The organism is Alloscardovia sp. HMSC034E08 (genome assembly GCF_001813415.1).
Taxonomy (GTDB): Bacteria; Actinomycetota; Actinomycetes; order Actinomycetales; family Bifidobacteriaceae; genus Alloscardovia; species Alloscardovia omnicolens.
Genome location: NZ_KV812468.1, coordinates 1,168,740 through 1,183,580, shown reverse-complemented (window position 1 = coordinate 1,183,580; position 14,841 = coordinate 1,168,740). Strand labels below are relative to the sequence as shown.

At 50.3% G+C, this 14,841-nt stretch carries 12 protein-coding genes and 1 tRNA gene; 7 read left to right on the top strand and 6 right to left on the bottom strand.

What is annotated here, in order from left to right; translation table 11 throughout:
- The first annotated feature begins 21 nt into the window (after positions 1-21).
- From HMPREF2909_RS09200 to HMPREF2909_RS06690, 3 genes are all read left to right on the top strand, one after another.
- A complete protein-coding gene (locus HMPREF2909_RS09200; protein ID WP_168165273.1) occupies positions 22-180 on the top strand; it encodes an ABC-three component system middle component 7 in 159 nt (52 codons plus the stop codon).
- A 20-nt stretch (positions 181-200) separates the two neighbouring features.
- Positions 201-389 carry a L,D-transpeptidase family protein gene (locus HMPREF2909_RS09905; protein ID WP_373604530.1) on the top strand — a complete coding sequence of 63 codons (189 nt, stop codon included), beginning with the start codon at positions 201-203 and terminating at the stop codon, positions 387-389.
- 180 nt (positions 390-569) lie between these two features.
- Complete coding sequence (locus HMPREF2909_RS06690) at positions 570-1,931, top strand: hypothetical protein (protein ID WP_071415671.1); 1,362 nt, start codon at positions 570-572, stop codon at positions 1,929-1,931.
- Between the two features lie 379 nt (positions 1,932-2,310).
- Here HMPREF2909_RS06690 and HMPREF2909_RS06685 read toward each other — a convergent pair whose 3' ends face one another.
- The 4 genes from HMPREF2909_RS06685 to HMPREF2909_RS06665 form a co-directional block, all read right to left on the bottom strand.
- Complete coding sequence (locus HMPREF2909_RS06685; RefSeq protein WP_210387883.1) at positions 2,311-4,092, bottom strand: Cna B-type domain-containing protein; 1,782 nt, start codon at positions 4,090-4,092, stop codon at positions 2,311-2,313.
- Between the two features lie 889 nt (positions 4,093-4,981).
- Positions 4,982-5,242, bottom strand: coding sequence for a DNA methyltransferase (locus HMPREF2909_RS09900; protein ID WP_071415669.1), 261 nt, complete (start codon positions 5,240-5,242; stop codon positions 4,982-4,984).
- Positions 5,243-5,834: 592 nt separating this feature from the next.
- Positions 5,835-5,910, bottom strand: a tRNA-Ala gene (locus HMPREF2909_RS06670).
- Between the two features lie 64 nt (positions 5,911-5,974).
- Complete coding sequence (locus HMPREF2909_RS06665) at positions 5,975-6,637, bottom strand: VTT domain-containing protein (RefSeq protein WP_021617439.1); 663 nt, start codon at positions 6,635-6,637, stop codon at positions 5,975-5,977.
- 202 nt (positions 6,638-6,839) lie between these two features.
- On the opposite strand from HMPREF2909_RS06665, the gene rsmI reads away from it, so the two are divergent.
- Entirely contained in the window at positions 6,840-7,775 is a 936-nt protein-coding gene (gene rsmI / locus HMPREF2909_RS06660) for a 16S rRNA (cytidine(1402)-2'-O)-methyltransferase (protein WP_021617440.1), read from the top strand.
- 23 nt (positions 7,776-7,798) lie between these two features.
- Here rsmI and HMPREF2909_RS06655 read toward each other — a convergent pair whose 3' ends face one another.
- Together HMPREF2909_RS06655 and HMPREF2909_RS06650 are read right to left on the bottom strand one after the other, a co-directional pair.
- The gene (locus HMPREF2909_RS06655; protein ID WP_021617441.1) at positions 7,799-8,041 is read right to left on the bottom strand and encodes a variant leucine-rich repeat-containing protein; all 243 of its coding nucleotides are present in this window, start codon (positions 8,039-8,041) and stop codon (positions 7,799-7,801) included.
- A complete protein-coding gene (locus HMPREF2909_RS06650; protein ID WP_071415667.1) occupies positions 8,041-8,907 on the bottom strand; it encodes a hypothetical protein in 867 nt (288 codons plus the stop codon). The genes HMPREF2909_RS06655 and HMPREF2909_RS06650 overlap by 1 nt, the downstream gene beginning before the upstream one ends.
- Positions 8,908-9,070: 163 nt before the next feature.
- On the opposite strand from HMPREF2909_RS06650, the gene metG reads away from it, so the two are divergent.
- From metG to HMPREF2909_RS06635, 3 genes are all read left to right on the top strand, one after another.
- Positions 9,071-10,966 (top strand): methionine--tRNA ligase, encoded by a 1,896-nt coding sequence (metG, locus tag HMPREF2909_RS06645; protein ID WP_306722548.1) that lies wholly within the window; start codon positions 9,071-9,073, stop codon positions 10,964-10,966.
- A gap of 242 nt (positions 10,967-11,208) precedes the next feature.
- Complete coding sequence (locus HMPREF2909_RS06640; protein ID WP_071415665.1) at positions 11,209-12,171, top strand: TatD family hydrolase; 963 nt, start codon at positions 11,209-11,211, stop codon at positions 12,169-12,171.
- Positions 12,172-12,423: 252 nt separating this feature from the next.
- Entirely contained in the window at positions 12,424-14,814 is a 2,391-nt protein-coding gene (locus HMPREF2909_RS06635) for a KUP/HAK/KT family potassium transporter (RefSeq protein WP_373604537.1), read from the top strand.
- Positions 14,815-14,841 lie beyond the last annotated feature (27 nt).

Below are 14,841 nucleotides of genomic sequence, written 5' to 3'. Positions count from 1 at the left end.
ACCAGGCGACCGCGTCCCCCCATGCCAGAGATCATGCGCCTACTCGACCACCCTATGAATCACAATGAGCTCGCTACCCAGCTTGGCCCGCTCATGACCGATCCGATCAAGCTCATCGACGCACTCGAAAGCCTCTACGCACTTGGGCGCATCACGCTCGACGAAGAAGGGATGGTCTGAATGATGATGGTAGGCGCTACGTGGAACCGGATGTGCCGTGGGTGTCTTATTTCCACAAGCCTTATTCGATTCATGCTACCCTGTGGCAACGTACATTCGGTTGGACAGGACCGGACGACTCACATGGGTGTGTGAACATACCAACGTCTGACGCAGAGTGGATTGACCATTGGGCTAGCCTTGGCACCTCGACGATGTCTCACTACTAGAAACGTCTGTCTAAAGACATCTTCAAATAACTATCCCCGGAATGAACTGGATCCATTGGTTCACTCGGGGGTGTAGTAGTACACAGGTGACACCGAATACGCCTATATCCCTTTAGCTTCGGATGAATCGCCCCTCCTGGTAAGATTAACACTATGTTTTCGTCGAATACATGAGGAACAATGAAGAATTGGTTGCGCGCCACAGCTGCTTTCGCAGGTGCGGCAGTACTGACACTGGGAGGCGCCGCTACCGCTGTAGCAGCAAACAGTGTTGACGACGGCAGCAATGTCAAGACTTTCGAGGTTACTTGGAGTAACAAAGTAAAACGGTATGACCCGGCGCTTAAAGGCACTACAGTCAACGTGCTTCTATACTGTCCAGTCTACGAATTCAAAAGCGGTCAAGCAACCGGTAGACCACTTGGCTACGAGTGGCCAAAGCTCACACTAACCGTTGGTAAAGATGAGCAGATTCCACTCGACGTGAACCACAAGGATCCCAAGTACAAGGGTGTTGACAAGATCGGCATTCAGGACTGCTACCAATATCGCTTAGGGAAGCACGGACCCAGCCAATTCTCTTTTGGAACTGGATATAGTAATGGCGTGAAACAACTGGCTATGGACCAGCAGGCCAATACCGATTTCAAGTTTGAGTTGGTTAAAGGCGAGTGGGACGGGGAAACCTATCTAGGTGAGGTTCCCGCTGGCAAGGCACCCACAATCACAATTGGGGTATCGCAACATGAGGCCGGCGACGCAGTTACAGGAGACGGCGAAAAAGTTTACAAGCCCCTTATCACCAATGGTGGCGACCCTGCTGCAAACAAGTATGTTTTTGCCGATGGGGATTCTCATAGACCCTCTGCTGATAACGTAGGCACTCAAGATAGCCCAATTACTCGCGCTTCAATTGGCAATAGCCTGGACATCTTCTCTGGATACACGGGGCGTTACAAGTGGTACCAGTTGACAGCGTCGATTGATGATCCAGAAGAGGCTAAGCTCTTCCGCATTGAAAGCGTTGAAGGTAATGACCTTGACGGCTGGACTGTAAAGGTAAGTTCTGCTGTCCGCAAAATTACCCCCGAGGCTCCGACCGTTGCAGATTCCGATAAGTGCGGAGTTGCTGGCACGGTCCAGGTTCCTGAATCCAAGTACTTTGACTACGAGCGGGTTCAGGCAGGCACCACTGTCTCGGTAGCGGCGCTACTGAAACAGGATTTCAAGGACAAGTTCGTGGTTGAGGGTGACACGAAGTGGAAGCTCAGCGTCGCTTCTAAGCCATGCACGCTAGATCCAGCTGAACAGTTGGCAACTCCTGCTGCTCCAAAGCTGATTAATCCTTCCGCTGCTGATCCTTCTTCCACCGTCGAACCGTACGTGACGATTCAGAAGACCGAGGGCGTCGCCTACACCGTCACTGCAAACGGTGTTGAGCTGAAAGCTAACAAGGACGGAAAATACAGCTACCCGTACAACTCGAAGGTAGAAGTTAAGGCCTCCGCGCTGAATGGTTACTCCTTGCAGGTGGCGTGCTAACCGCACGCAGATTCATGTAACCAACTAGCAACACGCAACCTGCCTGCAGTGCAGTAGTTGCACAGAACCCCCGGAAGGTAGCTGAGATCACTCAGCTACCTTCCGGGGGTTTACTTCGCCTATTCCTATTCGCACTCTGTCATCATCGAGTTCAAGCTTCGGATTCTCACAGCTGCGGAGAAGAATTACGCTGGTATTTCTGATGGGACACAATGCCCGATGCTAATGTGACCGGAGAGCAATAACAAAACACCTCCCAGGGATTGCCGGAAGGTGAAATGTTGTGGTGCATGACTAGCTCACTAAATAATGAGGAAGCCAGTTACTGTGGCCGGATGGGCTCGTCGTTTAGCGGGCCCATCCGGCCACAGTAACTGGCTTATGCGCGACGACGCTTGGATACAGCCCAGATTCCCGTAGCGAGCAGGGTCACGCCCACTGCTACCAGGCCTTGAACTGCCGAGCCGGTACGAGCCAACGGAGGTGGGGTGTTCTTGGTGTTAGTAACCACGTACCCCTCGGCTGCACTACCACTGATAGAGGGGGTGTAGCCAGGAACTTTTACCTCAACCACCGTATAAACGATTTCAGTCTTTTTACTATCAACCGTCACATACTTCGGTAGGTCGGTAAACGTACCCTTCCAACCATTCTCGGCAGTCAGTTCCAAAGACTTATCCGTCTGCTTGCCATCAGCCAACAGCTTGATAGTCACAGAACCCGGACGATCAGCCTCCACATCACCAGACCACCGCTTCTCAACAGGTACCGAGGTAACTGGTTCGTTAACGATTTCAACCTCGATTGTCTTTGTGTCTTCGTTTTCCGTCACTACAGCGCTGTGAGACATGTAGCCATCGACTTGACGCTCAATGAAGGTCAGTGGGATGGTCTCGCCCGTCTTGGCATCAATGAGGGTGCTTGGATTGGGATAGTTGGTTAGATCAGCTTTCCAACCATTCTCCTTTGTGAGCTTGATGGTCTCAAGTATCTTGTCCCCCAGCTTCACGTCCACCAAAATGCTATCGGGGCGATCCTTGGGATCATCATTATCCCACTTCTTTTCCAACTTCAGTTCCCACGGGTCAGGATCGCCAAAAGTTAGCTTGCCGTTGTTGGCAATGCCAGCTCCGGAAATACCAGTGCCGGTGGCTACGTTATCGGTGATCTTCACAGTCGAAAGAATCTCCGCGATGGCCTTAGCGTCCTCAGTTGGAACAGACTTAAAAACCATATTCTCGGTAACTTTTTCGTTTGGCTTGATGGCCGTGTGCGGCCCCTCCGCCGAGTAGCGCGGAACTGCTTTACCGTCCGACCAGTTGGTGTGTACGCCGGAAGCAGACCCGTCTTGGAACCATTGACGGGGACTACCGCCGAGCATTCTTTCAGTAACTACAACCGAATTGTGTGTCTCTGGATTATCTCCAAAGTACTTCAGGATGCTAGCGAAGTCATCGCCGGCCCCACCATTCTTATCCTGGTGAACATTTGGAACGCTATTGTCAAAAATACCCACGCCTCGAGTTACGTGCATAACTGTCGAACCGGTGGGGCAATTCCACACGCCGCCGCCTTGGGCGCTAATGGTCTTACCGCCGATGCCGATCAGGAAGCCGGGCTTAATGGCGTTGCCACGAATAAGACCGTTGTAAATCGTGACCTCGGATTTGGTGGCGCTGTACACTGCTCCGCCACCCCAGAAGCCGTTAGAAGTGTTGCCACTCAAAACTGCGGCGCGGATTACCGCCTTCGTAGTTCCATTGAAAGCAATTCCTCCACCAGAGCTCGAAGCGCTGTTAGAAGTTATCTCGGCGCCGGCAATATCGACCTTCGTATCACCCTCTGTGTAAATCGCACCGCCGGAACCAGTAGACACGTTCTTTGTAAACGTTGCGCCACTGATGTTCAGCGTGCCTCCGCTTTGAAAGAGGCCACCTCCAGCGCCTTCATAATCCCCGTTGTTGTTGCCTTGAACAACAACCCCACCTGATAGAGACACGTCACTATTGATAAAGGCAAGACCTGCGCCGATCTCCGTGGTGTTCTCCTGCACGGTGCCTCCGGAGATATTCACCGAGGTACCCTCGCCGTAAACTGCACCGCCACGGCCTCTGTATTTGGGGTGACTAATAACGTTTCCAGTTAACGTTCCACCCGTCATTTCAAAGGTTGGCTGTCCACCGTTTCTGGCCCATAGGCCAATCGCGCCGCCACGTAGTAGCCCCGTATTTTTGCTAAGCGTTCCGCCTTTTACTCGCACGGTGCCGTTGTAGGCGGTGATTGGGGAGTATTTTTGTTTTTCTACCCCGTCCGGGCGAAGTTTACCAGACTCATCTGAAACGTTGTTGCCAGAAAACTCGGCGTCTCCACTGATCGTTAGAGTTCCTCCGTTGACAAAAATGACCGGGCCCGTTATCGCAGTGTCGCGGATCGCGCCGCTCACAAAGCTCATATCGCCCGCAACGCTAAACTGCACGTTGGTGAAAGTCGGACCGGATAGGGTGAGTGTCCCACCCTCTTCTACCGAGAACAGCGGGGATTTATTTCCGCTGATCTTTCCGCTACCCGTGAAGGTGACTTGTTTCCCCGCGGGCACAACTAGCGGATCAGCTCCATCTTCCACCGTTATTTCCGATGCGATTGACAGTTCTGTTGACCCGCCGTCACCAAGACCATTAACCGTAGCAATAACGTCGTCCCAAGAACTAATACCGGCTGCCTGAGCTACTCCCCCAGACAACCCGACTGCCAGCACTGTGGCCAGCAAAATCCCGACTGACCGCACCCAAGGTCTCCTCATTATTTTCTCCTCTCATAAGAGCAATCTCTGGCCTGCTAAACAACGGGCCAGATTACGCACAATACTACTCCAAATTTATTATATCTAGGACTCAATTCTCAAGCCCTTTCGCGATCATTTGGCTTAGAGAGATTTCTTGTGTTTCTGGCTATTTTTCACACCGCACGACACATCGGATCGCATACGACGATCCCGCTAGGCGCTGACGCGTATTGCGCTTATTCTGCCCGCGCACAGTCGTAAGTCGAGCCTAAACCAGACTTAGATCTATGCCGGCCAGCGTGAGCATGCGTTCAGTTGGGTGCTCACAGAGTAAAGCCACAACCGCGGTTGCACCCGACCCTCCGAACACATCTAGAACATGGTCTCCAGGCTTGGTGTGGCACGCGATGAACAGCGCCACACTCTCTGCCGAAATCTTGGTTGGGTAGGAGAACGCGTTGTCAAGAGCTCCTGTCTGAGACGCGGGGAGCGGTGACGCGCAGAGCTCTTCGAGACCGATTGCGTTCACTTCTCTTCCTTACTCTCTGAAATCACCCTAGCCCGCTGAGTTGGGCGAATCTTGATCTCGCTTCGTTCTTCGTCAAGCGCGAACTGAAGCTCACTCCTCGCTCCTAAGTGGAGAGTGAGCTTCAGATAGGAGCGGGGATACAGACCTGCCGAACTTTGGTTAAACTGTGGGGACTGTACCACACTACTTCATCTTCAATTATGAACCTAGGATAGCAACTTTTGTATTTATATTAACTTTATTAGATATTAACCATGACGTTGAGAGATCCAACACGCCGAAGACCAGCTGAGCTGGAAGTAACGGAATGGATACCGTCACAGCACTCCACATCTCATGACGCCCCACCGACACTTTTTGACGACTACCCCATACTTTTGACGGTGGCTTGCACTTTTTGACGCCCTTGGGCATTCGGACCAGCAGGTCGCCCGTCGGACGCTCCGTTCGACCCTAATCGAGCTTCCTTAGCAGCCACTCTGCACCCACCCAGAACGCAGAGACCTCCTCGTGTTACGCGTCTGACAAGGCATAACACGTAACCCGGGGTTCTGTTCGCACTCACACTTTTGTATCCAAAGTAGAGTGCAAATGGTGGAGCTAGGGGGAGTCGAACCCCCGACCTTTTCGATGCGAACGAAACGCGCTACCAACTGCGCTATAGCCCCATATCTAACGTGATAATACTATACGCAGATGTGTATACACGTTAGACGTATGTGTTTTTAGTTCTTATTTCTCGTTATTTTTCTTGCGGTTAAGAAGGCTGCGAACACCAGCAATAAGAGTTGGAGCAAGGGAAACAAGCAAAATTGCAACAATAACCAGCTCAAAGTTCTTTTGCACGAATGGAATGCCGCCAAAGAAGTAGCCGAGCAGAGTGAACAAAGAGCTCCATGCCAAACCGCCAATAACACTGTATGGTGTGAAACGTTTCCAACTCATGCCGGATAAACCGGAAATAAATGGCATAAAAGTACGAATGAATGGGAAGAAGCGGCCGAGGAACACAGCCAAAGGTCCCCACTTTTCAATCATGGCTTCAGTTTTAGCAACACGCTCAGGGGTCATAGCCTTAACCTTGCCGGATTCGATAATGCGACGACCGAAGAAGTGTCCAATGAAGTAATTGCACTGGTCACCAATAATTGGGGCACTCCACACAATTGGCAAGAGAACTGCCAAAGACATTGGATTATTAGGGTCGCCAGCAAAATATCCTGCAGCAAAGAGTAAGGAATCGCCTGGCAGGAATGGCATGAAGACAACGCCAGTTTCCACGAAAATAATAAGGAAAATAAAGGCGTATGTTGGCGCTAAGCCCATTGCGATCCAGCCTGCAATTGCGCCACGTGGATCTTTCAACAAATTAACAAAAAAATGGATGATACCCATGTCTCTCCTGGAGGTGAAATTACATAACCTCTGCCTAGTCTATGAGAAAAATGAAGGAATGCCTCGAAGAGCGCGGAATATAAACAGTTTCCACATAAACAGGCATGTAAAAGCTTTTTTGCTGGCGAGCGAGAGGTGCTGATTTCTTTGCGCTGAGAACTCGATAGTGCAGCGTGATGTAGGTGGTTGTACTCTAGTAAGCATGGAATACGGCGAAGATGTACAAGACAACACACATCGCACAGAACTTGACGACGGTCGTGTGGTTCTAGCAGCCACTCCGATTGGTAATACAGCAGATGCATCAGCACGCTTGGTTACTCTTCTTGAAACAGCCGATATTGTGGCAGCAGAAGATACACGACGACTTTATGATTTAGCTCGTCGCTTGGGAGTGCATGTGTCGGGGCGTGTGGTGGCGTACCACGACCATAATGAGCGTGGTAAGGCAGATTCTCTTCTTGACGAAGTTGCGTCTGGTGCCACTGTTCTTGTCGTCTCCGATGCTGGTATGCCTACCATTAATGATCCTGGTCTTGCCATTGTGAGGCGTGCTATTGAACGCGGCTTGCCGGTAACTTGTGCTCCGGGTCCTTCTGCGGTTCTCGATGCTTTAGCTCTGTCAGGTCTTCCGACTGACCGTTTCTGCTATGAAGGTTTTGTACCTCGTAAACATGCTGAACGTATGAAGCGTTTGCGTGCTTTAGCAGGCGAAATGCGAACCATCGTTTTTTATGAAACTCCTCATCGCATTGAAGAGACCATGAACGATCTTGAAGAAGCTCTTGGTTCTTCACGTCTTATGGCTTTAGCGCGTGAACTGACTAAGGATTACGAAGAAGTTCGTCGTGGCACAATTAGTGAAATCCGTGAAAGTGTGGTCAATAATCCTCCTCGTGGTGAGATTGTGTTAGTAATTGCAGGAGCTTCTGAAGAAGAAGCAGTGCAGGCTGCAGGCTCCTCTATTCTCAGCATTGATGACTTAGCTCAACTTGCTGTGCGCACAGCACAAAACAATAACGTGCGCATCAAAGAAGCGATTACGCAGGTGGTTGCAGATAATCCTCTTCCTGACGGCTCGTTTATGTCTCGCAAAGATGTGTACGCACGCGTACTCGACATGAAGAATTCCCGTTAATTCGTAAGGACTTAACAGGCAGGCTAAAATGAGTCAAAAAGCACAGCAAAAGCTTCTTTAACTCGCGGCCCGCCAGTTTGCGAAATATATTCGAGTAAATCGGGCGTAGCTGCCGTATTAGCAATAATCCAAAACCTTAAATCAGGAATATGGCGAGCAATATGCCATAAAATCTCTGGCGGTGTGCTCGGGTCTGTTGCTACGCGAGGCGTGAGTTCAAGAGGCGGTTCGGGTGGAGGACTGCCTGGATAAAACGGTTGATTCATTACGTCTCCTGTGAGGTGTGAGTTTTATCGTTTTCTGTCTCGTTATCTGCAGACGGTTGAGGTGACTGCATTGCGGAATAATTGGGTCTGTTTAAAGCGCGAATCAGCAGATGCAGTCCTGCTGTATAGCGCGGACGTCTTGTATTTTCTCGCATCAGTTCGAGGCAATCATGCTCAGTAAAGTTATACTGCTGCGCAAGCTCAACCAATAAATCGCTCACTTCTTCCGGATGCTTACGTGCATCCTCGCTACAGGCTAAATCACATGCAGTAATTTCTGGAGTGGTAACGAGTAAATTTGCGAACTCATATAAGTAGGAGTGATGGATTTGCCGAGCGCTGGATCGTACCTTGCGTCCAAAAAGAATGGAATGGTAATTATGGTCGCGCATAACGTCAATGCGTCCCGGGAAACGTCCTCCTAACCAAATCCAAGCAGCGAGCAGCCCTGAAGCAATCGAATGCTCAGGAATCACATCGCGCACCACATGCACGCGCATAAAGGAAGTAGCGGAAAAGCGAGCAGGGAAGAAGGTGTTATCGTCTAACTGATCGAGAGCTTGGCATGAGCGTAGCCGATGCAAGCACATAAGGCCAGGGTAGTCAGAGACATGGCGTAAAGGATGACGTAAGTCTGCCGAAATCATGGGGTGAGAGCGCAATATTTTCTTGTGATATGTGTGTGCAGACATCATCGTCTTGCGGTCTATTCGCTTGTCTAAAGAATCTGGCAAATCATCGGGAACGGTTACGAGCATGGCATCATGCAGTGCATCGGTTGGCGGTGTGGCAGCAGCCGATACCTTCTTTCCTGACTTAACCGTGCAGGCAGGCGGAGTATCTGAATGTAAGCGTTGTTGGTTCATGTACGACACCTTATAGCCAGAAAATACAAATAAAAAATCGTGTGAGAAAAAGCTGTGCATAACCTCTTGTGTGTGGATGAAATACGTATGTTTTCACATTTATGCACATATAGTTGTTGTGGATGGATGTGAAAACATACCTGAAGCGTAGAAAAATGGCGCTATGTCGCCTCAATTAGAGATAATCAACAACATGAGTCATGTATTAGTAGCAGTAGCTTGGCCTTATGCCAATGGTCCTCGCCACATCGGTCACGTAGCCGGTTTTGGTGTTCCTTCCGATGTGTATGCCCGTTATGAACGTATGAAGGGCAATGATGTTTTGATGGTTTCGGGTACCGATGAACACGGTACGCCGATTTTGGTGCAGGCAGACGCGGAAGGCGTTACCGCGCAGGAACTGTCAAACCGCTACAATCGTGTGATTGCTCAAGATTTATGCAATCTGGGTTTGAGCTACGATCTGTTTACGCGTACCACAACGAAGAATCATGAAATCGTTGTGCAAGATATGTTTAAGCGGTGCTTAGAAAATGGCTACATTTACAAGGGTACGCAAATGGTGGCTATTTCTCCATCTACTGGACGTACTTTGCCAGACCGTTATATTGAGGGTACATGCCCAATTTGTGGTGCTGATGGCGCTCGCGGTGATCAGTGCGATAATTGTGGTAACGAGCTTGATCCAATTGATTTGAAAAACCCAGTTTCGAAGATTAATGGCGAAACTCCTCGTTTCGAAGAGACTGAACATTACTTCCTTGATTTGCCAGCATTGGCAGAAGCAAACTTGGCATGGCTCAAGACTCGCGAAGGTTGGCGAACTAATGTTATTAACTTCTCCATTGGTTTGTTTAATGAAGTGAAGCCTCGCGCAATTACTCGCGATATTGATTGGGGTATTCCCATTCCAGTTCCAGGCTGGATCGATAATCCAAATAAGAAGCTCTACGTGTGGTTTGATGCTGTTATTGGTTATTTGAGCGCATCTATTGAGTGGGCTCGTCGCAGTGGAGATGACCAAACATGGTGCAAGTGGTGGAATGATCCTGAAGCTTTGAGCTACTACTTCATGGGTAAAGATAACATTACGTTCCACTCCCAGATTTGGCCATCTGAGCTGCTTGGCTACAATGGTGCTGGCTCCAAGGCTGGCGAAGCTGGCGATATGGGTGCTTTGAACCTGCCTACCGAAGTTGTGTCGTCTGAATTCTTGTCGATGGAAGGGCGCAAGTTCAGCTCCTCGCGCGGCATCGTTATTTATGTAAAGGATATTTTGGAGCGTTACCAGGTGGACGCTGTGCGCTACTACATTTCTATTGCTGGCCCAGAAACCTCTGATTCCGACTTTACATGGGCGGAGTTTGTTCGCCACAACAATGATGAGCTTGTCTCTGGTTGGGGTAACCTCGTGAACCGCGTAGCAACGCTGATTCATAAGAACTTCGGCGAGATTCCTGCTGTAGATGAGGTTTTTGTTACTGATGAAGACCGCGCTCTCTTAGAGACTACGGCCGCTGCTTTCGATACAGTCGGTAACTTCATTCACAACCACCGTCAGAAGGCTGGTTTGGCTGAAGCTATGCGTATTGCTGGTGAAGTGAACAAGTATATTTCTGCAACTGAGCCATGGAAGATTAAAGATAGTCCAGAGCGATTGGCTGCTGTATTGCACACTGCAGCACAGGCTGTGATGGATGTGAACATTCTTCTCTGCCCATATTTGCCTCATTCCGCACAAAAAGTGTGGGAAACAATGGGTGGAACAGGTGTATTCTCTCCTCTTCCTCATATCGAAGAAGTAGCCGATTTAGACAACCCAGACTTTACCTACCCAATTATTACCGGTGAGTACAAGTTGGGCGAGAACGTGCACCCGTGGCAGCGCGAAAACATCGTTGCGGGTACTCCAATTGCTAAGCCAACGCCAATCTTCCAGAAGATTCCGGTAGAAGCTGTAGACGAAGAGCTGGAACGTTTCCAGGCAGAGCTCAATGCTCGCGTGGAAAAGGAAAAGGCTCGTTTGGAAGCTGAAAAAGCGAAGATTGAACAGAACTAGAATTACAAGAGAAAAGAGTTGAGCTTCACATTTTCTTCACAAAATTCTAAGCTTACGCTCAGGTATTTTGCACATTCACCTCAGAAAGAGTGGGTTTAATAATAGACATCAGCATTAGAGCTGGCAGTTAATACTGATAATTGAACCCCTCTTCTCTTTCTCTTTTAAGCCCGAGCTTCCCCTCGGGCTTTTCTCTTATCTGCGCGTAACAATCATCAACAGAAAGAAGCTGACTGCACATCATGGCTAAAAAACATCGCAAACGTTCCTGGCCCGAGCAACCAGAACCGATCGCATCGCCAATCATCGATAACCACACGCATATCGCGTCTGTGGTGAATTTTGCGATCGAAATGAGCAAGCAGGCCGAAGAACGCGGTATGGAGTCCGTTCCGGTGTTCTCGGTGGAGGAGCTGCTGCGCAAAGCTGAGGAATCAGGTGTGAAGCATCTCATCGACGTTGGCTGCGAGCTGCCGAACCTTAATCGTGCGGTCAATATCGCCAAACAGTATCCGAACCAGGTAAAAGCTGCGGTTGCTATCCATCCGAACGAAACGGTGTTGCATGGTCATCGCGGTGAGGTGGGGCCCGACGGCCTGGCCATTAGCTACAAGCCATGGCACGAGGTGAATATCGACGAGGCGATGCGCACCGTCTACGAAACCGCCTGCAATAACCGAGCAGATGTGGTTGCTATCGGTGAAACGGGCCTCGACTACTTCCGCACAGGCGAAGGCGCGCGCCAAGCCCAAATCCAGGCATTTCGCGAGCATATTGCGATAGCAAAAGAGCTCCGCCTTCCCCTGCAAATCCACGACCGCGACGCGCACGAAGACGTAATCAACACTCTTCTTAAAGACGGTGCTCCAGAAGCTACGATTTTCCATTCCTACTCTGCAGACGCGGACGTGGCGCGCCTGGCCAACGAGCAGGGCTGGTATCTCAGCTTTTCGGGCACTCTTACGTACAAGGCGAACGAGCGCTTGCGCGAGGCTCTCAGCGTGCTCGACAAATCGCACATCCTTATCGAAACGGATGCGCCGTATCTTACGCCCGAGCCGTACCGCGGTCGCACAAACTCCTCGTATCTCACGCCGTTCACGCTGCGATGCATGGCCGAAGTTCTCGATCTGTCTGAGCAAGAGATTGCGCGCATAACCTACGAAAATACGGTTCGTGCGTACAGTTGCCATACTAGCGTGTAAAATAGTTGTCTATTGGCTAAGGGCATGTGGCAAACTATGTGCTTAAGGTGTAGCTGGGCGTTCGCGTCGAGCTAGAGAAGAAGAAGCCCTGGAAACAGGCGGAGATTATATATGATGTCTGAAATGGACGCAGATAATAATCAAGACTCAGGTCTTGCGCATTTAGCAAAAGATACTGCACAACAAGCAGCTGAGGGAAAACTGGACGATGACGGCAAAACCGACCAACCGGTTACCACAACTGCAGATCTTCTGGCACGAGATTTAGCCGAAACGGGCGCGATTTTGCCGCCTGAAGGCATTACGAAGGCGCCGAAAATCGATGAGCGCGCGGTGTCGGAAGAGGAGCGCGAAGCCAAGCGTTTAGCAGAAGAAGAAGCCAAGCGCACGGCAGAATTGCAAAACAAGAAGGCGAGCACTCCTTTTGGACGTTGGTGGCGCAAGCTGCAAACATCTCAAGATAAAATCACCTGGGGTATGATGATTGTTGCCCTCGGCGTGGTTTACGGCGATATTGGAACCTCGCCACTGTACTTGTCTCAGTCTTTCGTGGCTGGTCAGGGCGGTATTCAGTATGCAGATCGTGCGGCTGTGCTGGGTATGCTCAGCCTGCTGTTCTGGTCGGTTACGCTTATTACCACTGTGAAGTACGTGTTTATTGCCATGCGCATCGATAACAAGGGTGAAGGTGGCATTTTCGCGCTGTTCTCCTTGGTTAAACGCTACGCGAAATGGCTGTGGATTCCTGCCATGATTGGTGGCGCCGCCTTTTTGGCCGATTCCGTGCTCACCCCAGCCGTGTCGATTTCTTCGGCAGTCGAAGGTTTGCGCACACTTAAGCCGCTCGAAGGAGTGTTTGCTGCCAATCCTAGTCTCACGCTGGTTATTACCACCATTATTATTGTGGTGCTTTTCCTTATCCAATCGCGCGGAACCGAAAGCATCGGTAAGGTTTTCGGCATCGTGGTGCTCGTGTGGTTCACCTTCCTAGCAATTACTGGCATTATGGCCATCGGCACGGATTGGACCATTTTTGAGGCCATTAACCCGATTTACGGCATCGAATTCCTCTTTTCTGCACATAATCGCGCAAGCCTGGCGATTATGGGTACGGTCTTCCTGGCCACCACGGGTGCCGAGGCTTTGTACTCCGATATGGGTCACGTGGGCCGCGGCAATATTTACGCCACCTGGCCATACATTAAGGTCTGCTTAATGCTTAACTACTTCGGCCAGGGCCAGTGGATTATTCAAAACCAGCTCAACGTGGAAGTAGAGAAAATTCAGAACCTCAACCCGTTCTTCCAAATGATGCCAGAAGCCGTGCGTTATGGTGCGGTTGTGCTCTCCGTTGTGGCCGGCGTTATCGCCTCGCAGGCGCTTATTACCGGCGCTTACACGATGGTGTCTGAGGCTACGGGTCTTAATTGGATGCCGCACTTGCAGGTGCGCTACCCAAGCCGCACGCGCGGTCAGCTCTACATTCCAGTGGTTAACTGGGTACTTATGGTGGCTACACTGTCCGTGCTGTTCATCTTCCAAGATTCCGAACGCATCACGGCGGCCTACGGTTTGGCACTCACGGTTACCATGATTACGACCACGATTCTTCTGGCTGCATACATTTGGTGGGGCAAGCAACTGCGCGTTACCGCCATTGTGTTTACCATCGTGTTCTTGGCTATTCAGATTTTGTTCTTCATCTCCTCGATGTCCAAGTTTATGACCGGTGGTTGGTTTACCACGCTTATCGGCCTGGCAATTTTCGGCATTATGTACACGTGGGAGACGGGTACGAAGGTGGAGCGTTCTCAGCGCCGTCACATGTCTCCAGAAGACTTCCTCCCGGCTTTGAACGTGCTGCACAACGACGAAAACATTCCGCTGTACGCCGATAACGTGGTCTATTTGACCTCTGATACCGAGCTTCGTCGTCTCGATACGGATATTTTCTACTCTATTTTCTCGGACCATCAAAAGCGTGCGCGCGCCTGGTGGGCGGTGTCCGTTTTCGTTACCGACGATCCGTACACGCGCGAGTATTCCGTAGAAAACTTCGGCACGAACTTCCTGTTCCGTGTGCGCATCCGCTTGGGTTTTAAGGTGAGCCAGAACGTGGCCACATATTTGCATCAGATTATGCACGAGCTGATTGATGACGGCACGCTTCCTCCTCAGACCACGATTTATCCGCAGGTAGATGAGGACCCAGAAATCGGCTCTATTAAGTACGTTCTGATTCATAAAGAGTTGATGCCTGAATCTAATATTCCGTCGTCTGGTGCTATTGCTTTGCGCATGAAATATGCTATTCGTAAAGCTGCCGGCTCGCCGATTAAATGGTTTGGATTATCCGCGTATAATCCGCTGGTTGAGGTTCAGCCTCTGTTTGTTTCGCGCTCGCCGGTGGCCCCGTTGCGTCGCGTGAAGCTGCGTAAGACGAAGAAAAATATTACTTTGGAAGGCGTTCTCGCTCAGAAAGCAGCGAAAGCAGGTATTCCTGTGGACTTAGCTGTGATTCAATCAGGCGAAGTTCCTGACCATGCAAAGAACGCGCAGACCGAGCAGAACGTTCCTGAGCAGGCAAGCGATAATCAAAGCGATAATGCAGATAATAATCAGGAAGAAAAATCCAAAGAATAACGCAGTTTTATAAGCGTTATAAATTTC